This window comes from Streptomyces odontomachicola, assembly GCF_039605595.1.
In the GTDB taxonomy this organism is placed as follows: Bacteria; Actinomycetota; Actinomycetes; order Streptomycetales; family Streptomycetaceae; genus Streptomyces.
This window is the reverse complement of sequence record NZ_JBCFOK010000023.1, coordinates 34412-54260: the sequence shown is the minus strand read 5'-3', so window position 1 is coordinate 54260 and position 19849 is coordinate 34412. Positions and strand designations below refer to the sequence as shown.

The 19849-nt window shown below is 71.2% G+C and carries 17 protein-coding genes and 4 tRNA genes; 9 read left to right on the top strand and 12 right to left on the bottom strand.

Annotated features, from left to right (window positions below; all coding sequences use genetic code 11):
* Positions 1 to 50: 50 nt before the first annotated feature.
* Both ABEE00_RS32170 and ABEE00_RS32165 read left to right on the top strand, forming a co-directional pair.
* Positions 51 to 125, top strand: a tRNA-Asp gene (locus tag ABEE00_RS32170).
* 316 nt (positions 126 to 441) lie between these two features.
* Entirely contained in the window at positions 442 to 618 is a 177-nt protein-coding gene (locus tag ABEE00_RS32165; RefSeq protein WP_345749301.1) for a DUF6274 family protein, read from the top strand.
* 623 nt (positions 619 to 1241) lie between these two features.
* Here ABEE00_RS32165 and bldC read toward each other — a convergent pair.
* Both bldC and ABEE00_RS32155 read right to left on the bottom strand, forming a co-directional pair.
* Positions 1242 to 1448: a developmental transcriptional regulator BldC gene (gene bldC, locus ABEE00_RS32160; protein ID WP_003949541.1), complete on the bottom strand. Its 207-nt coding sequence runs from the start codon at positions 1446 to 1448 to the stop codon at positions 1242 to 1244.
* A 570-nt stretch (positions 1449 to 2018) separates the two neighbouring features.
* Positions 2019 to 2894, bottom strand: coding sequence for a DUF8083 family protein (locus ABEE00_RS32155; RefSeq protein WP_345749300.1), 876 nt, complete (start codon positions 2892 to 2894; stop codon positions 2019 to 2021).
* Positions 2895 to 3156: 262 nt separating this feature from the next.
* Between ABEE00_RS32155 and ABEE00_RS32150 the strand changes: the two genes are divergently transcribed.
* A complete protein-coding gene (locus ABEE00_RS32150) occupies positions 3157 to 4299 on the top strand; it encodes a Leu/Phe/Val dehydrogenase (RefSeq protein WP_345749299.1) in 1143 nt (380 codons plus the stop codon).
* A gap of 288 nt (positions 4300 to 4587) precedes the next feature.
* The gene (locus tag ABEE00_RS32145; RefSeq protein WP_345749298.1) at positions 4588 to 4845 is read left to right on the top strand and encodes a DUF3073 domain-containing protein; all 258 of its coding nucleotides are present in this window, start codon (positions 4588 to 4590) and stop codon (positions 4843 to 4845) included.
* A 131-nt stretch (positions 4846 to 4976) separates the two neighbouring features.
* Here ABEE00_RS32145 and purM read toward each other — a convergent pair whose 3' ends face one another.
* The 3 genes from purM to ABEE00_RS32130 form a co-directional block, all read right to left on the bottom strand.
* Positions 4977 to 6077: a phosphoribosylformylglycinamidine cyclo-ligase gene (gene purM / locus ABEE00_RS32140; protein ID WP_345749297.1), complete on the bottom strand. Its 1101-nt coding sequence runs from the start codon at positions 6075 to 6077 to the stop codon at positions 4977 to 4979.
* A 67-nt stretch (positions 6078 to 6144) separates the two neighbouring features.
* Entirely contained in the window at positions 6145 to 7707 is a 1563-nt protein-coding gene (gene purF, locus ABEE00_RS32135; protein ID WP_345749296.1) for an amidophosphoribosyltransferase, read from the bottom strand.
* Positions 7708 to 7899: 192 nt separating this feature from the next.
* On the bottom strand, positions 7900 to 8706 hold the full coding sequence (locus ABEE00_RS32130) for a sterol carrier family protein (RefSeq protein WP_345749295.1): 807 nt from the start codon (positions 8704 to 8706) through the stop codon (positions 7900 to 7902).
* Positions 8707 to 8786: 80 nt separating this feature from the next.
* Here ABEE00_RS32130 and ABEE00_RS32125 point away from each other — a divergent pair, with 80 nt between their 5' ends.
* Positions 8787 to 9296 carry a PH domain-containing protein gene (locus ABEE00_RS32125; protein WP_345749294.1) on the top strand — a complete coding sequence of 170 codons (510 nt, stop codon included), beginning with the start codon at positions 8787 to 8789 and terminating at the stop codon, positions 9294 to 9296.
* A gap of 96 nt (positions 9297 to 9392) precedes the next feature.
* On the opposite strand, the gene purL is transcribed toward ABEE00_RS32125, so the two are convergent.
* The 3 genes from purL to purS are packed head-to-tail and all read right to left on the bottom strand — an operon-like array spanning position 9393 to position 12633.
* Positions 9393 to 11684 carry a phosphoribosylformylglycinamidine synthase subunit PurL gene (gene purL / locus ABEE00_RS32120; RefSeq protein WP_345749293.1) on the bottom strand — a complete coding sequence of 764 codons (2292 nt, stop codon included), beginning with the start codon at positions 11682 to 11684 and terminating at the stop codon, positions 9393 to 9395.
* Positions 11684 to 12361, bottom strand: a complete 678-nt coding sequence (gene purQ / locus ABEE00_RS32115; protein WP_345749292.1) for a phosphoribosylformylglycinamidine synthase subunit PurQ — start codon at positions 12359 to 12361, stop codon at positions 11684 to 11686. The genes purL and purQ overlap by 1 nt, the downstream gene beginning before the upstream one ends.
* Positions 12358 to 12633 (bottom strand): phosphoribosylformylglycinamidine synthase subunit PurS, encoded by a 276-nt coding sequence (gene purS / locus ABEE00_RS32110; protein WP_345749291.1) that lies wholly within the window; start codon positions 12631 to 12633, stop codon positions 12358 to 12360. The genes purQ and purS overlap by 4 nt, the downstream gene beginning before the upstream one ends.
* A gap of 343 nt (positions 12634 to 12976) precedes the next feature.
* On the opposite strand from purS, the gene ABEE00_RS32105 reads away from it, so the two are divergent.
* The 3 genes from ABEE00_RS32105 (at position 12977) to ABEE00_RS32095 (ending at position 13650) form a co-directional block, all read left to right on the top strand.
* Positions 12977 to 13294 (top strand): histone-like nucleoid-structuring protein Lsr2, encoded by a 318-nt coding sequence (locus tag ABEE00_RS32105; protein ID WP_345749290.1) that lies wholly within the window; start codon positions 12977 to 12979, stop codon positions 13292 to 13294.
* A 136-nt stretch (positions 13295 to 13430) separates the two neighbouring features.
* Positions 13431 to 13502: transfer RNA gene (locus tag ABEE00_RS32100), tRNA-Gly, on the top strand.
* A gap of 75 nt (positions 13503 to 13577) precedes the next feature.
* Positions 13578 to 13650, top strand: a tRNA-Gly gene (locus tag ABEE00_RS32095).
* A gap of 82 nt (positions 13651 to 13732) precedes the next feature.
* Here the strand turns inward: ABEE00_RS32095 and ABEE00_RS32090 are convergent.
* Entirely contained in the window at positions 13733 to 14401 is a 669-nt protein-coding gene (locus ABEE00_RS32090) for a GOLPH3/VPS74 family protein (protein ID WP_345749289.1), read from the bottom strand.
* 384 nt (positions 14402 to 14785) lie between these two features.
* Here ABEE00_RS32090 and ABEE00_RS32085 point away from each other — a divergent pair.
* Positions 14786 to 14858 (top strand) — tRNA-Gly (locus ABEE00_RS32085).
* 60 nt (positions 14859 to 14918) lie between these two features.
* On the opposite strand, the gene ABEE00_RS32080 is transcribed toward ABEE00_RS32085, so the two are convergent.
* The 3 genes from ABEE00_RS32080 to ABEE00_RS32070 form a co-directional block, all read right to left on the bottom strand.
* Positions 14919 to 15833, bottom strand: a complete 915-nt coding sequence (locus ABEE00_RS32080) for a phosphoribosylaminoimidazolesuccinocarboxamide synthase (protein WP_345749288.1) — start codon at positions 15831 to 15833, stop codon at positions 14919 to 14921.
* 302 nt (positions 15834 to 16135) lie between these two features.
* Entirely contained in the window at positions 16136 to 17641 is a 1506-nt protein-coding gene (locus ABEE00_RS32075) for a N,N-dimethylformamidase beta subunit family domain-containing protein (RefSeq protein ID WP_345749287.1), read from the bottom strand.
* A 206-nt stretch (positions 17642 to 17847) separates the two neighbouring features.
* Entirely contained in the window at positions 17848 to 19608 is a 1761-nt protein-coding gene (locus ABEE00_RS32070) for a hypothetical protein (RefSeq protein ID WP_345749286.1), read from the bottom strand.
* Between the last annotated feature and the right edge of the window lie 241 nt (positions 19609 to 19849).

Sequence of the window (19849 nt, the reverse complement as noted above, 5' to 3'; positions counted from 1 at the left end):
GCCGGGCCTGCTGTAAAGTCTCGTCTCGTGCCGAACACGGCGCACCACAAGGTCCTGTGGAGCAGTTTGGAGTGCTCGCCACCCTGTCAAGGTGGAGGCCGCGGGTTCAAATCCCGTCAGGACCGCACGGATAGGCATCACGAAAGGCCCGTCTCCCTCACGGAGACGGGCCTTTCGCCGTTTCCGGCCCGCTCCGGTCCGGTACGCCCGCCCCGCGCCCGCTGCGTACGACCGCCCCGCACCTCGCGCGCCCGCCCGCTGCCGCCGTACGTCCTCCGAAACCCTCCGCGCCCGCGCGGGAGCGCCCTCGCGGGCGCGTGGCGCGTGCGCGAGGAACCGCGCGGCACGGGCCCGCGGCATCTTCGGGACGGATCCGCGCCTTGACGCCCGCACGGGCCGCGAGTACGCCTGCAAGAAGGGCGATCCAGGAGGTGGGGCGGGATGCGGGCCAAGGCGGCTGGCAGGACCCGGCACGAGACGAAGGCGCTGCTGCGCGCGCATCTCGCGGCCGCCACGCGCTACCGGCATGTGACCAGGCACTGTCCGATATGCCACCGACTGCTGCGACTGGCACTGGAATCGGCACAGGCCGAGGACCAAAGTCCCTCATCGAAGTGACCAAAGCGGCCCCCGCGAGCACGCACCGGATGTCACTCTGGAACCCGGACGGACGGCCGACCTGAGCGCCTTCCCCACTATCGCAGGGGTAACCCGCGCTTCAAGAAGTCCCTGCTGTGACGGGTGTCACCGAATCCGCCCCGAGGAATGGGGAACTCAACGGCCCGTCACACCCGGTCAATTTAATATGTGCAATTGCACTGCCCTCTCCCGTGCTCCCTCGCCTCTCCGAGCCGTGCCGCCGCGCTGTCTCTCCGACGGCCTCCAAGTCACCGCGGCGGCGGCCGAGTCGGGCACTCGGGAGGGTCGGACGAACGGCGTTCCGGCAGCTCACGGACCGGTTCGGGCGACGGCACCGCCCGGCGGCCGGCCCCGTGTCCCCCGGTGATCACCGGGCGCACGCAGGGGTTTTCCGGCACAAAAAAAGATCGCGCTGGACCCGGCGGAGTCCAGCGCGACCGACGCACAAGCACTGTTGGGGACAGTGGCCCTGCGTGTGGTGCCAGTTGGGCGTCAACGGGAGTGGGGGCCCGGAAACGCCCTGATTGAGCGGTTTTTCAGCTTCTTTTTCGCCTGAATCAGGCTCTGCGGCCCAATGGTTCAGGCTGCTGCTGCCCGGCCTTTCAGGCCTCGCTACGCTGCTGCGGGATGCCCGCGAGCAGCGCACGCACCTCCGCTTCGCGGTAGCGGCGGTGCCCGCCGAGCGTGCGAATGGACGTGAGCTTGCCTGCCTTTGCCCAGCGCGTGACCGTCTTCGGGTCCACGCGGAACATCGTGGCAACCTCAGCCGGGGTCAGCAGCGGCTCGGCATCAGGGGTGCGAGCGGTCATGAGCGGCCTCCTCGGGAGAACCGAACCATCACGGTTCTTTCCTCTAAATTCTGCACCTTGACCCGCGTTGCCCGAAATGGCGCACGCGAGCCGAGTCGGTTATAGGACGAACGGCTTGTCCTCGGCACTACAACTACACCATCTGTCCAGCCACGACGGCCAAACCGATGGAATTGCCCTCTCAGGTGTTCAACCTCGGCGGAAGCCGATGGACCGTGCCATAGCGGACAGTTACGTCGCCGTGACGATCAGTCACAAGGTGACTGATCGCCACCAGACCCACCAAGGAGCGCAATACCGGCCAATCCGCCCGTAGTTGGACGTATGGAGCCCTCTCCGAGCTCCTTGTCCTATTTTGACACGGGGGGTAGGTCTGCCAGCAAGACCCGGGTTACGTGCTATCCGTCACGCTTGAGGCAATAGCCCGGTTCAGGACCTAGGTCCTGACCACGCTGAACAGGCAGTATGCCCTATTCGTCCGAAGGAGTCCGAATCCGGATCCCAGCATCCGGACCGGTCCGGTCCGTTCCGCTCGCCGGCCGTGACCGGCCGGCCCCTCCGTACGTGCCCTCAGTTGGCGAACTGGAGCTCACGCACCGCGCGCCAGCGGTCCGTCAGCCGCTCGTACGCCGCGCCGGCCCGCTCGCCGTCGCCCTCCCTGAGCGCCGCGATGCCCTCCGCCACATCGGCCGCGGAGTGGTCGGCCGCGAGGCCGTCCTCGGGGATGACGTGCACGAGGCCGCCGTAATCCAGTTCGACGAGTGAGCGCGGATGGAACTCCTCCAGCCAGCGCCCCACATCCACCAGACCCTCGACGAGCGGTCCCTCCTCCAGCTCCTCGCGGAGCACCTTCAGGCCGCGGGCGAGGCGGCGCCGCGCCTCGACCATCGGGGTCCTGTACCGGAGGACGAACTGCTGACCGCTCTCCTCACCCGTTCCCGGCTTCGCAAACTCCTTCTCTTCATCGGAGAAGAGTACGAACCACCGAACCGGAACATGCCACACGGCCGTCCTGATCCACGGCCTGGCGTCCGGATTGCGAGACAGCCACGCCTCGTAGTCCGCCTCGGCCTCCCTGCGGACCACCGGCGGGACGGCCGCGTCCAGCACCGGCTGGGGCAGCGCGATGTCCGCCTCCCCCGCGGCCTGGGTCAGCGCCGAGAGCGCCTGCCAGCCGCGCAGCCGGGTCCGCCAGGGGCAGACGCACGTCACGCCGTCCACCTCGGCCACGAACGCGTCGGCGCTCTCCCGTACGGGCACCGCGACCGGCGGTACGGGCAGCAAGTCGGCCAGTGAGCGCCGGAGTTCGTCCTGCGCCGTGGGGAACCGCTCCCGCTTCGCGTACCGCACCCAGTGCGAGCGCTCCGGCTCCGGGAACGCGGCCAGTGGCTCGTACACCCGCAGATACGCCGTGTACGGGACGATGACCGCCGCCTGCTGGGCCACTCGCTTCTCCTCCGTCGCTCGTGCGGCCGTGCCGTCAGTTGCTTCCCCGTCGCTTCCGGTACCCGTCGTGGCCGTTCAACTGTGCTGCCGATGCCCCGACGGGCGCTCCCGGAGGGACAGTTGACTACCCCGATCGTGGCACCGCAACGATGCCGCAATGCGCAGGGCCTACGCTGCTGTCCGGCCGGCCCCTCAGCACCCCTTGAGGGGGCGCCCGCCGACAACCAGTCACCGCGACACCTCACACACAGGAGTCACCACCGTGACCGACGTACGTCACACCGTCAGCGTCGACGGTCCGAGCGACGCGGGAGTTCTGCGCACCCTGTTCCACTCCGACCAGGGCGGCCACGAACAGGTCGTGCTCTGCCAGGACCGCGCCAGCGGCCTGCGGGCTGTCATCGCCCTCCACTCCACCGCCCTGGGCCCGGCCCTCGGCGGCACCCGCTTCCACGCGTACACGGACGCCTCGACGCACGGCCACACGCCGGACGAGGCCGCCGTTCTCGACGCGCTCAACCTCGCGCGCGGGATGTCCTACAAGAACGCGCTCGCCGGGCTCGACCACGGCGGCGGCAAGGCCGTGATCATCGGAGACCCCGAGCAGATCAAGACCGAGCAACTGCTGCGCGCGTACGGCAGGTTCGTGGCCTCGCTCGGTGGCCGCTACGTCACCGCGTGTGACGTCGGCACCTACGTACAGGACATGGACGTCATCGCGGACGAGTGCCGGTGGACCACCGGCCGTTCACCGGAGAACGGAGGGGCCGGGGACTCCTCCGTGCTCACCGCTTACGGCGTCTTCCAGGGCATGCGCGCGAGCGCCCAGCGGCTCTGGGGCGACCCCACGCTGCGCGGCCGCACCGTCGGCATCGCGGGCGTCGGCAAGGTCGGCCACCACCTGGTCGAGCACCTGCTGGAGGACGGGGCGCAGGTCGTGATCACCGACGTGCGCGCCGACTCGGTGGCCCGTGTCCGCGCCGCGCACCCCGAGGTCGCCGCTGTCCCCGACACCGAGGCGCTGATCCGCGTACCGGGGCTCGATCTGTACGCACCGTGCGCGCTCGGCGGCGCGCTGGACGACGACACCGTCGGGGTGCTCACCGCCAAGGCGGTCTGCGGCGCGGCGAACAACCAACTCGCCCACCCCGGCGTGGAGAAGGACCTCGCGGACCGCGGGATCCTCTACGCGCCGGACTACGTGGTCAACTCCGGCGGCGTGATCCAGGTAGCCGACGAGCTGCACGGCTTCGATTTTCACCGCGCGAAAGCAAAGGCTGCAAAGATCTTCGACACCACGCTGTCGATCTTCGAGCGGGCCGCCGAAGACGGGGTGCCGCCGGCGGCAGCGGCCGATCGCCTCGCGGAACAGCGGATCGCCGCCGGGAAGGGGGCGGGCGACTGACCGTGCCGGCCCCGCCACGACACGTCTGACCTGCGGCGAGAGTCTTCTCACGACCCCTTGGCGAGACGACTCGGAGCGGCAAGGTAAAATCTCGTCTGACCAGCAAAGGGAAGGTCACCGGGCGCGTCGGGACGCTCTCGGGTCGTGCGGGCGACGTACCGTACGGCCGCGGAAGCAGGTACCGTTGAAGCCCTACGGACCGGTCTCTCTGTCGAGAGTCCGCTCTGCACTATGAACGCGTGTCAAGACTCTGGGGCCGTCGAGCCCCGTCGTTGAGGGGGTCGAGCCATGGGGCGCGGCCGGGCCAAGGCCAAGCAGACGAAGGTCGCCCGCCAGCTGAAGTACAACAGCGGTGGGACTGACCTCACGCGCCTGGCCGAGGAGCTGGGCGCATCGACGTCGAACCAGTCGCCGAACGGCGATCGTTTCGAGGGCGATGAGCTGGACGACGACCCGTACGCACAGTACGCGGAGCTGTACAACGACGATGAGGAAGAGGACGAGGACGAGTCCTCGAATTCCTCGTCGCAACGACGTCGCGCTTGACGTCCACCAGCCATGACCCGGTCCGGCACTGCCGGACCGGGTTCTGTGCTGCTCTGTGAGGTCCGCGGGCCTCGTGCACCGGGTGAGGCGCACGGGCTCCGCGAACTTCACGCAGCGCAGCGGCTGTTGACTCAGCGCGCATAGTCGCCCGTCAGGGTCACCGCCTCGGTCTGCGCTGCGCGCTCGCCGATCTCGCCGGCGACCCAGGCGTCCACACCGCGGTCCGACAGGGTGGCCAGCGCCGCGTCGGCGGAGTCCTGCGGGACGACGGCGATCATGCCGACGCCCATGTTCAGGGTCTTCTCCAGTTCCTCGCGCTCCACCCGGCCCTCGGTGCCGACCAGGTCGAAGACGGCGCCGGGCGTCCAGGTCGAGCGGTCCACGGTGGCGTGCAGCCCGTCGGGGATCACGCGGGCCAGATTGGCGGCCAAGCCGCCGCCGGTGATGTGCGAGTACGCGTGGACCTCTGTGGCCGCGTTCAGCGCCAGGCAGTCCAGCGAGTAGATCTTGGTGGGCTCCAGCAGCTCCTCGCCGAGGGTCCGCCCGAACTCCTCCACGCGCTCGTCCAGCGCGCGGCCGGCACGCTCCAGAAGGACGTGCCTGACCAGCGAATACCCGTTGGAGTGAAGGCCGGAGGACGCCATCGCGATCACCGCGTCCCCCGTACGGATGCGATCGGCGCCCAGCATCCTGTCGGCCTCGACCACGCCGGTGCCGGCGCCCGCGACGTCGTACTCGTCGGGGCCCAGCAGGCCCGGGTGCTCGGCCGTCTCGCCGCCGACCAGGGCGCAGCCCGCCAGGACGCAGCCCTCGGCGATGCCCTTCACGATCTGCGAGACGCGCTCGGGCACGACCTTGCCGACGCAGATGTAGTCGGTCATGAACAGCGGCTCGGCGCCGCAGACCACCAGGTCGTCGACGACCATGGCGACCAGGTCGTGCCCGATCGTGTCGTGGATGTCCATGCGCTGCGCGACGGCCACCTTGGTGCCCACGCCGTCGGTGGCCGAGGCCAGCAGGGGCCGCTCGTACCGCTTGAGGACGCTGGCGTCGAAGAGGCCGGCGAAGCCCCCGAGGGAGCCCACCGACTCCGGGCGCTGCGCCTTGCGCACCCACTCCTTCATCAGGCCGACGGCACGGTCGCCGGCCTCGATGTCGACACCCGCCGCGGCGTAGCTGGCGCCGGTGTCCGCGGCCGCGTGGCCGGCGCCTGGACGGGACTGAGAAGGCATGGCGGAGAACCCTTCGGGGTCGGTCGGGGTGATGCTGATGCGGAGGGTGTGCGGGGCGCGGGAGCGGCTACGGGCGCTTGAGCGCGTCGGAGGCGCCCAGGCCCGCGGTCATGCTCTGCACGCCGTCGGCGTCGCTGTGCGACGGCGCCTCGGTCTCCGCTTCCAGGATCTGCTTGCCCAGCAGCTCGGGGTCGGGCAGGTCCATCGGGTACTCGCCGTCGAAGCAGGCGCGGCAGAGGTTGGGCTTGGCGATGGTGGTCGCCTCGGTCATCCCGTCGATGGAGATGTACGCGAGGGAGTCGGCGCCCAGCGACTTGCCGATCTCCTCGACCGAGAGGCCGTTGGCGATCAGCTCGGCGCGGGTGGCGAAGTCGATGCCGAAGAAGCAGGGCCACTTGATGGGCGGCGAGGAGATCCGCACGTGCACCTCGGCGGCCCCGGCCTCGCGGAGCATCCGGACCAGGGCGCGCTGGGTGTTGCCACGGACGATCGAGTCGTCGACGACCACCAGGCGCTTGCCGCGGATGACTTCCTTGAGGGGGTTGAGCTTGAGGCGGATGCCGAGCTGGCGGATGGTCTGGCTGGGCTGGATGAAGGTCCGGCCCACATAGCTGTTCTTGACCAGTCCGCTGCCGTACGGGATGCCGCTGGCCTCGGCGTAGCCGACTGCCGCAGGGGTGCCGGACTCCGGGGTCGCTATGACCAGATCGGCGTCGGCCGGGGATTCCTGGGCGAGCTTGCGGCCCATCTCGACGCGGGAGAGATAGACGTTCCTGCCCGCGATGTCCGTGTCGGGGCGGGCCAGGTAGACGTACTCGAAGACGCAGCCCTTGGGTTTTGCTTCGGCGAAGCGGCTGCTGCGCAGGCCGTCCTCGTCGATGGCGATGAACTCGCCGGGCTCGATCTCGCGGATGAAGGAGGCGCCGCAGATGTCCAGCGCCGAGGTCTCGCTGGCCACCACCCAGCCGCGCTCCAGGCGGCCGAGGACCAGCGGGCGTATCCCCTGCGCGTCGCGGGCCGCGTACAGCGTGTTCTCGTTCATGAAGACGAACGAGAAGGCGCCCTTGACCTGCGGCAGCACCACCGGTGCCGCCTCCTCGACGGTCAGCGCGGTGCCGTCCTCCGCGGTCTGCCCCGCGAGCAGCGCGGTGACCAGGTCGGTGTCGTTGGTCGCGGCGACCTGGGTGGCCCGGCCGTTGCCCGCCGCCGCCTGCTTGGCGACGAGTTCGGCGAGCTCGGTGGTGTTGACCAGATTGCCGTTGTGGCCCAGGGCGAGGGACCCGTGGGCGGTGGCGCGGAAGGTGGGCTGGGCGTTCTCCCAGACCGAGGCGCCGGTGGTCGAATAGCGGGCGTGGCCCACCGCGATATGTCCGCGGAGCGAGCCGAGCGATGTTTCGTCGAAGACCTGGGAGACCAGGCCCATGTCCTTGAAGACCAGGATCTGGGAGCCGTTGCTCACCGCGATGCCCGCGGACTCCTGGCCGCGGTGCTGCAGTGCGTACAGCCCGAAGTACGTGAGCTTGGCGACCTCTTCGCCGGGGGCCCAGACACCGAAGACGCCGCAGGCGTCCTGGGGGCCCTTCTCACCCGGGAGGAGGTCGTGGTTGAGTCGTCCGTCACCACGTGGCACGTCCACGAGTCTAGGACAGGTGGCCCGCTGCTCCGAATCCGGTACGGAGGTTGGACTTCGCATGCGGTGCGGGTGACCGGGCGGCCACGTGGGGTGTACGGCCCGAGCCCTCGCGCCGGCCCCGCACCGCCTCCGTACGAGGTGCTGGTCAGCCCAGTACGGGCAGGTGCTCAACTCAGCACGGGCAGGTGCTCAGCCCAGCACTGGCAGGTGCGATGCCAGGTCGGCGCGCTCCCCTCGGGCCGAGACGGCGCCCCGTTCCACCGCCTCGGCCCACTCCGTACGGCCCGTGGCGAGGCGGAGCCAGGTGAGCGGGTCGGTCTCGACGACGTTCGGCGGGGTGCCGCGGGTGTGCCGCGGGCCCTCGATGCACTGCACCACCGCGAACGGCGGCACCCGCACCTCCACGGCGCCGCCCGGCGACTTCGCGGCCAGCGCGTCGGCGAGCAGCCTGGTGGTGACCGCGAGGGCCTGCCGGTCCAGGTGCACCCGCACACCGGCGGCGCGGGCCAGGTCGTCGCTGTGCACGATGAGTTCGACGAGGCGGGTCACGGTGAAGTCGAGCATCCGCATGGCGCCGAAGCCGTGCGGGATCAGCAGGTCCTCGCGCACGGCCGATTCGAGCACCGGGTCGAGCTGCGCGACCGCCTCGTCGATGCGGCCCGCGCCGTCGGTGACGCGCTCGGCCTCCGCGCGGGTTTCCTCGTCGATCCTGTCCGCGACGTCGGCGGCCCTGCGCGCCCATGTGGGCAGGTCCACTTCGGGCGCTGGCGCCGTGGACTCCGGTACGGCGAGATAGCGCGGCACGATGTCGATCATGAGGGCGATGTGCACCAGCAATGTGTGCACGTCCCAGCCGGGCAGTCCCGCGGGCAGCGCGCGCTGCTGCGCCGTGAGGGCGTGCGCGGCGTCCTGGACTGCCTCGACCTGCGCGATGAGCGCCTTGCGGACCTTGGCGGGGTCGTGGCTGCGGGCGGTGGTGCGTTTGGCAGGCGGCATGGACGCGAGGTTAGCGCTCCCCGCCGACGGCCTCGCGTCCATACGGGGCCGCGCGGGGGGCCTGTGCCACGATGCCCCATATGTCGTTTACGGAGCAGGATCTGGCCGAGGACGAGGAGCTGCTGCACATCACCCGGCAGCACTGGTCCCAGCTGGTCGAGGAGTTCGCGCTGCTGGGGGCGATCTGGCTGGTCACGGCCGTGCTGGTGGGCATGCTGCCGTCCGGGGCACCCTGGGCGCCGTTCGCCTTCTGGGTGCTGGTGCTCGCCGCGCTGGTGGGCTCGCTGCGCTGCTGGCTCTTCCCGGTATTGAAGTGGCGGTACCGCTGCTACGTACTGACCACGAAGCGGATCTACAAGCGCTCCGGCTTCCTGACCAGGAGCAGCCGCAGCATTCCGCTGCTGCGGGTCAACGACGTGAGCTTCCGCGCGACGCCGTGGCAGCGGCTGCTGGGCTACGGCACGCTCTCCGTCCAGTCGGCCTCCGAGCAGGGGACCATGACGCTGCGCCATGTGCCGGAGCCGGACTGGTTCCAGGGGGAGATCTACCGCGCGGTGGACGACGAGCAGAGGGGGCAGCCGCTGCTGTGAGCGGCCGCCCCCTGATGCCTTGCCCGCGCCCCGTACGGGACAGCCCGTAAGGGACGCGCACGGGACCCGTACGGGACAGCCCGTACGGGACTCCGCTCAGCCGAACAGCTCCGGCAGCGTCGCCTCGTACGCCTCGCGCAGCTCGCTCAGCGGGAGCGTGAACTGGCCCTGGACCTCGATGTCCTCGCCGTCCACCACGCCGATGCGGGCCGCCGGCAGGCCGCGGGCCGCGCACATCTCGGTGAAGCGGACCTCCTCGCTGCGCGGGATCGACACCACGGCGCGGCCCTGCGACTCGGAGAAGAGGAACACGAACGGGTCGACGCCCTCGGGCACGACGAGCCGCGCGCCCCTGCCGCCCTTCATGCAGGACTCGGCGACCGCCTGGATCAGGCCGCCGTCGCTGAGGTCGTGCGCGGCGTCCGCCATCCCGTCCCGGGAAGCGGAGATCAGGATCTCGGCGAGCAGCCGCTCCCGCTCCAGGTCGACGGCCGGGGGCAGTCCGCCCAGGTGGCCGTGCACCGCCTCGGACCAGGCCGAACCGCCCAGCTCCTCCCTGGTGTCGCCCAGGAGGTAGAGCAGCTGCCCCTCCTCGGCGAAGGCGATCGGGGTGCGCCGCGCCACGTCGTCGATCACGCCGAGCACGCCGACCACAGGAGTCGGGTGGATGGCGGCCTCGCCGGTCTGGTTGTAGAGCGAGACGTTGCCGCCGGTCACCGGGGTGCCCAGGGTCTGGCACGCGTCGGCCAGGCCGCGCGTCGCCTCGGCGAACTGCCACATGGCGCCCGGGTCCTCAGGCGAGCCGAAGTTGAGGCAGTCGGTGACCGCGAGCGGCTTGGCGCCGGTGGCGGCGACGTTCCGGTACGACTCGGCGAGGGCGAGCTGCGCGCCCGTGTACGGGTCGAGCTTGGCGTACCTGCCGTTGCCGTCGGTGGCCACCGCGACGCCGAGCCCGGTCTCCTCGTCGATGCGGATCATGCCGCCGTCCTCGGGGGTGGCGAGCACGGTGTCGCCGAGGACGTAGCGGTCGTACTGGTCGGTGATCCACGCCTTGGACGCCTGGTTGGGCGAGGACACCAGCTTCAGCACGTCGGCGCGCAGCTCGTCGCCGGTCGAGGGGCGCGGGAGCTTCGCCGCGTCCTCGGCCTGGAGGGCGTCCAGCCACTCGGGGCGCTCGTACGGCCGGTGGTAGACCGGGCCCTCGTGCGCGACCGTGCGCGGCGGGACGTCGACGATCTGCTCGCCGTGCCAGAAGATCTCGAGCTGCTCGCCCTCGGTCACCTCGCCGATGACCGTGGCCAGCACGTCCCACTTCTCGCACAGCTCCAGGAAGCGGTCGACCTTGTCCGGCTCGACCACCGCGCACATGCGCTCCTGGGACTCGCTCATCAGGATCTCCTCGGGGGAGAGCGAGGAGTCGCGGAGCGGCACGGTGTCCAGCTCCACGCGCATCCCGCCGGAGCCCGCGCTGGCCAACTCGCTGGTGGCGCAGGAGAGTCCGGCCCCTCCGAGGTCCTGGATGCCCGCGACCAGGTTCTCCTTGAAGATCTCCAGGGTGCACTCGATGAGCAGCTTCTCCTGGAAGGGGTCGCCGACCTGGACGGCGGGGCGCTTGGCCGGGCCCTCCGAGTCGAACGTCTCGGAGGCCAGCACCGATACGCCGCCGATGCCGTCGCCGCCGGTGCGCGCGCCGTACAGGATGACCTTGTTGCCGGTGCCGGACGCCTTGGCGAGGTGGATGTCCTCGTGCTTCATGACACCCACGCACAGGGCGTTGACCAGCGGATTGCCCTGGTAGCAGTCGTCGAAGACGACCTCGCCGCCGATGTTGGGCAGGCCCAGGCAGTTGCCGTAGCCGCCGATGCCGGCGACGACGCCGGGGAGCACGCGCTTGGTGTCCGGGTGGTCGGCCGCGCCGAAGCGCAGCGGGTCCATGACGGCGACCGGGCGCGCGCCCATCGCGAGGATGTCGCGCACGATGCCGCCGATGCCGGTGGCCGCGCCCTGGTACGGCTCGATGTAGCTGGGGTGGTTGTGCGACTCGACCTTGAAGGTGACCGCGTACCCCTGGCCCGCGTCCACGACGCCGGCGTTCTCGCCGATGCCGACGAGCAGCGCGTCCGTCTCGGGCGCCTTCTCGCCGAACTGCTTCAGGTGCGCCTTGCTGCTCTTGTACGAGCAGTGCTCGGACCACATGACGGAGTACATGGCGAGCTCGGCGCCGGTCGGGCGGCGGCCCAGGATGGAGCGGATGCGCTCGTACTCGTCCTGCTTCAGGCCGAGTTCGGCCCAGGGCTGCTCGGCGTCCGGGGTGCCTGCGGCGTGCTCGACGGTGTCCAGCTTGGTGCTCGCGGTGGTGTGCGCTTCGGTGGTGTGCGCTTCAGTCATCAGGCGTCGACCAGCTTCTTGAGTACCGAGGAGAAGAAGCCGAGCCCGTCGGTGGTCGGCCCCGTCAGCTCCTCGACGGCGTGCTCGGGGTGCGGCATGAGGCCGACCACGTTCCCGGCCTCATTGGTGATGCCGGCGATGTCGCGGCGCGAACCGTTCGGGTTCATGCCGAGATACCGGAACGCCACGCGCCCCTCGGCCTCCAGTTCGTCCAGGGTGCGTTCATCGGCCACGTAGCCGCCCTCGCCGTTCTTCAGCGGGACGGTGATCTCCTGTCCCGCTGTGTAGTCGGCGGTCCACGCGGTGTTCGCGTTCTCCACCCGCAGGCGCTGGTCGCGGCAGATGAAGTGGAGATGGTCGTTGCGCGTCAACGCGCCCGGCAGCAAGTGCGATTCGCACAGCACCTGGAAGCCGTTGCAGATGCCGAGCACCGGCATTCCGTTCTTCGCCTGTTCCACCAGCGTTTCCATCACCGGCGAGAAGCGCGCGATGGCGCCGCAGCGGAGATAGTCGCCGTACGAGAATCCGCCCGGCAGCACGACGGCGTCGACCTGGTGCAGATCCTTGTCGCGGTGCCAGAGCGCGACCGGCTCGGCGCCCGCGAGGCGCACGGCCCGCCGCGCGTCCCGGTCGTCCAGCGACCCCGGAAAGGTGACGACTCCGACCCGCGCGGTCACGCGGCGGCTCCCGCGCCGTCGGCCGCGGGCTCTTCCACTCGGACGGTGAAGTCCTCGATGACCGTGTTGGCCAGGAAGTTCTCGGCGAGATCGCGGATACGGGCCAGCGCTGCGTCGTCGACCGGCCCTTCCACCTCCAGCTCGAAGCGCTTCCCCTGGCGTACGTCCGCGATGCCGTCGTACCCGAGGCGCGGCAGTGCACGCTGCACCGCCTGGCCCTGCGGGTCGAGGATCTCCGGCTTCAGCATGACGTCGACTACGACGCGAGCCACTGGTACTCCCGGTGATGTGGTGATGGGCTGCGTTCGACAGCGTACCGGCCCGGAAAATCTACGCGCGTTGATATCGTGGGGCTCTCCTCCGTGCAACACCGGCGCACGGAACGGGGCAAGACGGCGGCACTGGGAAAACCGGCGAGAAAAAAGTATGGTCCCGATTGCGGGATGACACGCGAGCCGGAATATCCGCGCTTCGCAATGCGATGTCTGCCGCTGTACAAATACAAAGGCATTGATCCCGATCCCCGGATCGCCCGGCGTCCTCGCACGTCAACGCTTGTCCAAGCGGAGTTGTCCGGCGATCTCCTTCGTGATCCAGACGGAAGGACCGATATCCGTGGCGCAGCGCGTAGTGGTGACGCTCTCCGACGACATCGAGGGCGGAGAAGCGGCGGAAACGGTGTCCTTCGGGCTCGACGGCAAGTCGTACGAGATCGATCTGAACGACGCCAACGCAAAGAAATTGCGCGAGGAACTCGCACCATATGTGCAGGCCGGACGAAAGCGGGCGAAGTCCGGCAAGACGTACCGGCACACCGCCGTCGCCCCCGACCCGCGCGCCGTCCGCGCCTGGGCCGAGTCCAACGGCTTCGAGGTGCCGGCGCGCGGCCGCATCCCGAAGAAGGTCTACGAGGCGTTCAACGCCTCGCGCTGACCCGCGACTTGGGGCCCCGGCTCCCGCCGCCGGCGGCCGGGGCCACGCGATTTGCCATCCACCCCGGGTGCTGGGCTAAAGTCGTGGTCAACGCCGCAGGGAACGGGCCGGAAACGGAACGGACCAGGCGGAACGCGCGGGTGTAGCTCAGTAGTAGAGCGCCCTCTTTCCAAGAGGGAGGCGCAGTGTGCAATCCCTGTCACCCGCTCTCGCTGGACCCGACATCGGAAACGATGGGGTACAGTATCGGTCGCGCCACTCGGTGAGAGCCGGGTGGAGGCAGGCGGACGTAGCTCAGTTGGTAGAGCGCAACCTTGCCAAGGTTGAGGTCGCGAGTTCGAGCCTCGTCGTCCGCTCAGCGTGAAGGGCCCGAATCCCTGAGGGATTCGGGCCCTTTTCTTTGTGGCTTTCCTTCTGCGGCTCGGCGGGCTCCGTGACTCAGTACGCGGTGGCCCCGGCGGCTCCCGCGGTGACCGCTGCCGCCGCCTCGCGCTGGACCACCTCGACGGCCCCGCGCACCGCCGGGGCGATCAGGCCGGCCGCCGCGAGCTCCCTGGCGCGCTCGCCGACCGTGCGGGCGTCGGTCTGCGGGAAGGCCCAGCGGTGCAGCCTGGCCGCGTCGGCGAGCACGGCCAGGCAGGCGGTGCGCGCGTCGGCCGGTTCGTCCGCGCAGGTCACCAGGTCCGACAGCCGCTTGCGCAGGGTGCGTTCGGCCCGCTCGGCCGCCTCGCCCGTACGCGGATGGCGCGGCGTGAGCAGCAGCCCGAGGGTCCGGTGCGGCTCGGTACGCAGCAGCCCGGCGGTGGTCAACGCGTCCACAGCGTTCTCGAACGCGCTCCTGCGCAGCTCCCGCACCCAGCGCCGGGTCGGATACGGGTGCTCGCTCGCGGCGATCCGCTCCAGCGCGGCGTCCAGCGGCGGCTGCCCCGTGGGGGTGGCGTCGACGGCCGTGACGGTGCCGTCGGGCACGTCGATGCGGGCGTGCAGGGCGAGTTCGAGCAGCACTCCGCCGGCCGCGGCGAATTCGGTCTTGTAGCGGTCCCTGAAGGCCCCCCGGGAATCCAGAGTGAGCAGCACCAGCTGCTGGTCGAGCGTTGTGACACGCATGGCGGGTCCCCCTGCCCTGTGGCGCCGTACGGCGCGTGATGTCTCGTATGAGGCGCCCGGCGTCGGCCCGGGCCGCGCACGGTGGTCAGCCGTGCGGACTGCCGCCCAGTGGCGGCCGGTTCACGGCCAGCTCACCACAGGATGAACGGGCCGGTCGACGGGACACTGACATTTGTCATGAGGGTTTGTGACGGTGTGCACGGCGCCGGCGGAGGGCGCGGCGGAAGCGCTCCCCGCCGTTCAGGAAACGGTCGGGATGGCCCCGAGGCGCGCGGGGCCAGGCAGCGCCCGGGGATTCGTGACGGTCGTCACTCCCTGGCGGCTCCGGTCGCCCTGGGCATTGGCTATAGTGGACGGCGCACGTCGCGCGGAAATGTGCGGCAGGCGGACGTAGCTCAGTTGGTAGAGCGCAACCTTGCCAAGGTTGAGGTCGCGAGTTCGAGCCTCGTCGTCCGCTCAGCGGAAGCAACGGAGAAGGGCCCCGGTCATCGACCGGGGCCCTTCTCCGTGTGTGTGGTCAGCGCCACTCGACGCCGGTCAGCAGGCGGTACGCCTCCGCGTACTTGGCGCGGGTGGCCTCGACGATCTCCTGCGGGAGGGGCGGCGGGGGCTGCTCGCCGTTCCGGTCCCAGCCGGACTCGGGACCTGACAGCCAGTCGCGTACGAACTGCTTGTCGAAGGAGGGCTGGGCGCGGCCCGGCTGCCACTGGTCGGCGGGCCAGAAGCGGGAGGAGTCGGGGGTCAGCACCTCGTCGGCGAGGACGAGTTGGCCCTCCAGGTCGCCGCTCTCGGCGAAGCCGAACTCGAACTTGGTGTCCGCGAGGATGATGCCGCGCTCCCGCGCGATGTCACGGGCCCGCTGGTAGATCGCGACCGTGCACTGGCGCAGCAGCGCCGCGGTGTCGGGGCCGACCCTGCGGGCGACCTCCTCGTAGCTCACGTTCTCGTCGTGCTCGCCGACCTCGGCCTTGGTGGCCGGGGTGAACAGCACGCCGGGCAGCTCGGAGCCGTCGGTGAGCCCCTCGGGGAGCGCGAGGCCGCAGACCGTGCGGGTCTGCTCGTACTCCTTGAGCCCGGAGCCCGTGAGGTAGCCGCGGGCGACGCACTCGACGGGGACCATGCTCAGCGGGCGGCACACCATGGTCCGCCCCTCCCAGTCGGCGGGCGCGCCCTCCGGGACCTCGGTGCTGATCACGTGGTGCGGCACGATGTCGGCGAGCTGCTCGAACCACCACAGGGAGAGCTGGGTGAGGATCCGGCCCTTGTCCGGGATCTCGGTCGGCAGCACCCAGTCGTACGCGGACGTGCGGTCGCTGGCGACCATGACGAGGTCACCGGCCTCGTTCCGGTACAGGTCGCGCACCTTGCCCGTGTGCAGGTGCACGAGACCCGGCACCTCCACGGGCTCGGGCTTTTCCACGAATCCCGACACAGCTCCTCCGGGGGTTACGGTCCAAACCGAACGGTCGAGCCACTGATTCTTCCGTACGAGGGGGCGGCGCCCGCATGCGCCCCGCAGCCGCCCGTACGCCCCTTCCGCGCCCTGGCCTGCGGCGCCTCGGAACGCGAGGGTCCGGGGCCGGTGGTCCGGTATCCGGTGGGCCGGTGATCCGGTGGACCGGTGATCCGGTGGGCCGGTGATCCGGTGGGCCGGCGGTCTCGCGGCCGGTGATCTCGCGGTCGGCGGTCTCGCAGCCGGCGATCTCCCGGTCGGCGGTCTCGCGGCCGGTGGTCTCAGACGCGGGTGCAGATCCGGTCGAGGAGGTTGGCTGTGGCGCGCTGGACGCGGGGATCGATGTGGCCAGGACGGTCCAGCGCGGGTGACCAGGCGAAGGTGCCGGAGGCGAAGACATAGGCGCCGGAGCGCGCGCGGTAGAGCGAGGTCTCCTGGTGGCGGCGGGAGCCGCGCTCGTCCTCGTACGGCGAGTGGGCGAGGAGCACCCTGGCGGTGTGCTCGGGCAGGCAGGTGCGCGGGAAATACCGGTCGGCCTCCCCCGCGAGCAGGCCCGGCAGCTCGTCGCCCTCGGTCGCGCCGGTGGCCTCCCACAGCCAGTGGTCGGCGTTGCGGACCACGAGGGGGTGCGGCTCGGGGACGCGGCCGGCGTACTGGATGCCGAGCAGGGCCTGCTCGGGCTCGCCCTGGTCGCGCCAGAGCGCCGCGCGGCCGGGGCCGCGGCGCTTGCGGCAGGAGAGCAGGCGGTCGGGGGCGCCGGAGGGGAGGGCGTCCAAGTCGACCTGCCAGTACATGGTGTTGGCCGAGAGGAAGACCAGCGAGGTGCCGTTGTCCCTGGCCTTTTCGACGGCCTGGCGCATGGGCACCGTCCAGTACTCGTCGTGGCCGGGGAAGACCAGGCCGCGGTACTGCGTCGTGTCGATGCGCCCCGCGTGCAGGTCGCGGGCGTCGGCGAACGCGAGGTCGTAGCCGTACCGCTCGGCCCAGCGCACCACGTCGTAGGCGTGGCCCACGTGCAGCGGGAGTCCCGCGCCCGCATACGGGCGGTCGAAGGAGACCGTGGTCGCGGCGTCCGGCTCACCCAGCAGCCGCCCGTCCTCGTCCCACGCGTGATAGAGGCTGGCGCCGGTGTGGCCGTCCTCGGGGAAGAGGTTGTACGCCTGCCACGTGATGTCCGGCATCAGGAGCAGCAGGTCGGCGGGGTCGTTGCTGCGGACCGTGAACGGGATGTGCGAGCGGTATCCCTCGGCGGTGGTGAGCACCGCGACATGGGCGCCGGGCGTCCAGAACTCCGGGATATGCAGCCGCCAGGAGAGCCACCAGTTGTGGCAGGAGACGGTGCGGCCTGCGGTGAGCGGGGGCGGCTGCACGATGCCGGAGAGCCGCGGGCTGGTGCTGACCTTGGCTGCGCCCTCCCCGCCGTAGTGACCGATGCGGTAGACGTCGACGCCGAAGGGCTGGGGCGGATTGACCGTGATCCTGAAGTCCAGTGACTCGCCCGGGAGTACGCCGCCGCCGTGCGCCGCGAAGCCCTTGATCTGGCAGCGCTCGTCGTCCGGGGTGCGCAGGGCCGAGTTGGGCGTGTGCCGGATGCGCTGCGCCGGGATGAGCTGGTCCAGGTCGGCGTCGCCCACATACCAGGGGATGACGCGGCCGTTGTCGAAGTAGTGCTCGCCGCCGCGCAGCCAGGGCAGCGGGCCCTGGCCGAACGGATCGGTCACGGCGTGCGCGAGGGTCCCGGGCTCCCAGCGCCTGATCGGCTCCGTCTCCTTCGTCGCCCTGGTCACTGTCGCGTCCCTCCCTCGGTCAGCGCGGTGCCCCTCCGTGTGCGAGTCCTCCGTGTGCGAGGCCGTTCAGGCATCCCAGGACATCACATGTAGCGAGCATGTCGTCACCGTTCGTCGTTATTTCCTGAGCGGTTCTGCCAACGGCGTGGCCATCTGCGGCACTTCGCGCCCTCTCCCGCCGGGGTGCCGGACGGGGTCCCGGCTCCTCAGACCAGGCGCACCGGCTTGTCGGCGCGGACCCCGACCTCGGCGAGCCAGTCGCGCAGCGGCTGCGCGTCACCGTCCTCGACGAGGTCCAGCACGGGGCGCGTGAGCTCCGCCTTGCGCTCCCCGCCGAGCAGAAGCGCCGGGCCGTCCAGCCAGTCGAGGCCCGGGGCCGCGCCCGCTGTGTCCACGGCGGCGCAGCACACGGCCGCGGTGATGTGGTCGGCCATCAACTCCCGGCCGGTGCGCGGGGGCTGGAGCGGGAGGCCCATGGCGGGGGCGTCGCCGCCCGGTATGTACGGACTGCCGGCGGGGGCGCCGGTGGCCGTGGGGACCGGGCCGCGCGCCTCGTCGCGGGCGGCGGCCGAACTGATCCGCGCGGCCAGCGCGTCGGTGCGGCCGCCGTCCCCGGTCAGCCGCTCCATCACCCGCGCCAGGGTCGGCCCGCACAGGCCGTCGGCGTCGCCAGGGGGGCCGCTCTCCTCCGCGTCGGAGTCGTGAGCGGTGTCCGGCACATACGCCGCTTCCGGCGCGAACGCCGCCTCCGGGGCGGGTGACGGACCTCGTACGGAGGTGTCCTGGGCGGTCTCCTCCGTCGCGTCCAGGGCCTCGAAGAGGCGGGCCGCCTCCATGCGCCAGATGCGGTCCACGACCTCCTCCGGATAGGCCGACCAGTCGACGGGCGACCAGTCGGGGCCGAAGTCCTCGGTGCCGAGGCAGACCCGGGCGGCCAGCAGCGAGACCGAGGCGTCCATCTCGCCCGGCTCCTCCAGCAGGTCGCAGGCGGGGCGCTCGCCCAGCCGTGAGGCGAAGCCCTCGGCGAGCCGGTCGCGCCGGGAGAGCTCGGTCAGCGCGGAGACCACGCCCGCGTCCAGCCGCGCGGGCCAGCGGCCGATGCGCCAGGCGGGCAGCGCGACGCGGGTGAGCAGCCTGTCCCAGCCCGCATACGCCAGGCCGACCTGCTCCTGGGCGACCGCGCGCAGCCCGTGGTCCACGCCGTGCGCCCGCGCCGAGGCGGCCGCGGCGACCCCGCGCTCCATCTCGGCGGCGTGCGGGCCAGCGGAGCGGAGAAGCTGCCGTGCCGCGCGGCCGACGAGGCCGAGCACGGGCCGGAGCGGGGGCGCGGCGCGCTCGCCCACGGCGACGGCGGCGTCCAGGCCGCGCACGAACCGGCGGGCCGCCGCTATGTCGGGGTGCGCCGAGGGCCCGGTGCCCGCGACGACGGGGGCGAGGAGCGCGCGCAGCTCGGCGATCCTCATCCACCACAGGAAGGGCGAGCCGATCACCAGGACGGGGGCCGAGCGGCCCCCGGTGTCGTGGGTGCGGTGCGCGTGCCGCTCGGTCTGCTGGGCCGGATGGGTGCGGTCCTCGAGCCAGCTGTCGCAGTCCGGGGTCAGGGCGATCGCGGAGGGCGCGGGGACGCCGAGGCGGTCGGCCAGGTCGCGCACCAGGCTGTACAGATCAGGTGCGTCGCGCTCCTCGATCGCGACCGTGGGGGACACGGCGGGCCTGGCCCGCACCACCACGGCGGCCACCGCGACCGCGGGCACCAGCACCAGCACGGCGAGCGCGGTCACCGCCCAGCGGACGCCGTCCCAGCCGGGGCCGATGCGCCCCGTGCCCGCGCCGACGGCGAGCACCACGGCGACCGCGGCGGGCAGCAGCGCGGCGCCCAGCGCGGTGCCGCGGATGCGCAGCACCGCCAGCGCGTGTGCGCGGGCCGACCGCGCGTCTGCCTCCTGGCCAACCACGAGCTCCCTCACCCCCAAACGACGTCCCGGAACCGGGCTTCCGGCCCCCGGAGTCCCGGGCATTCCGGCTCTCCCCACTGTGGCACCGAGCACCGACAGCGCAATTGCGCAGAGCCGGCCGACGGAGCGGCGCACGGCCTCGGGCACTGCTCGACGGACCCTGCTCATCCGACTTGCGCGGAACCCTAGTTGGGGGCACAGGCGGCGTCAGCAGTACCGGGAGCCGGTCACCCGATGGAATGGCTTTGGGGAG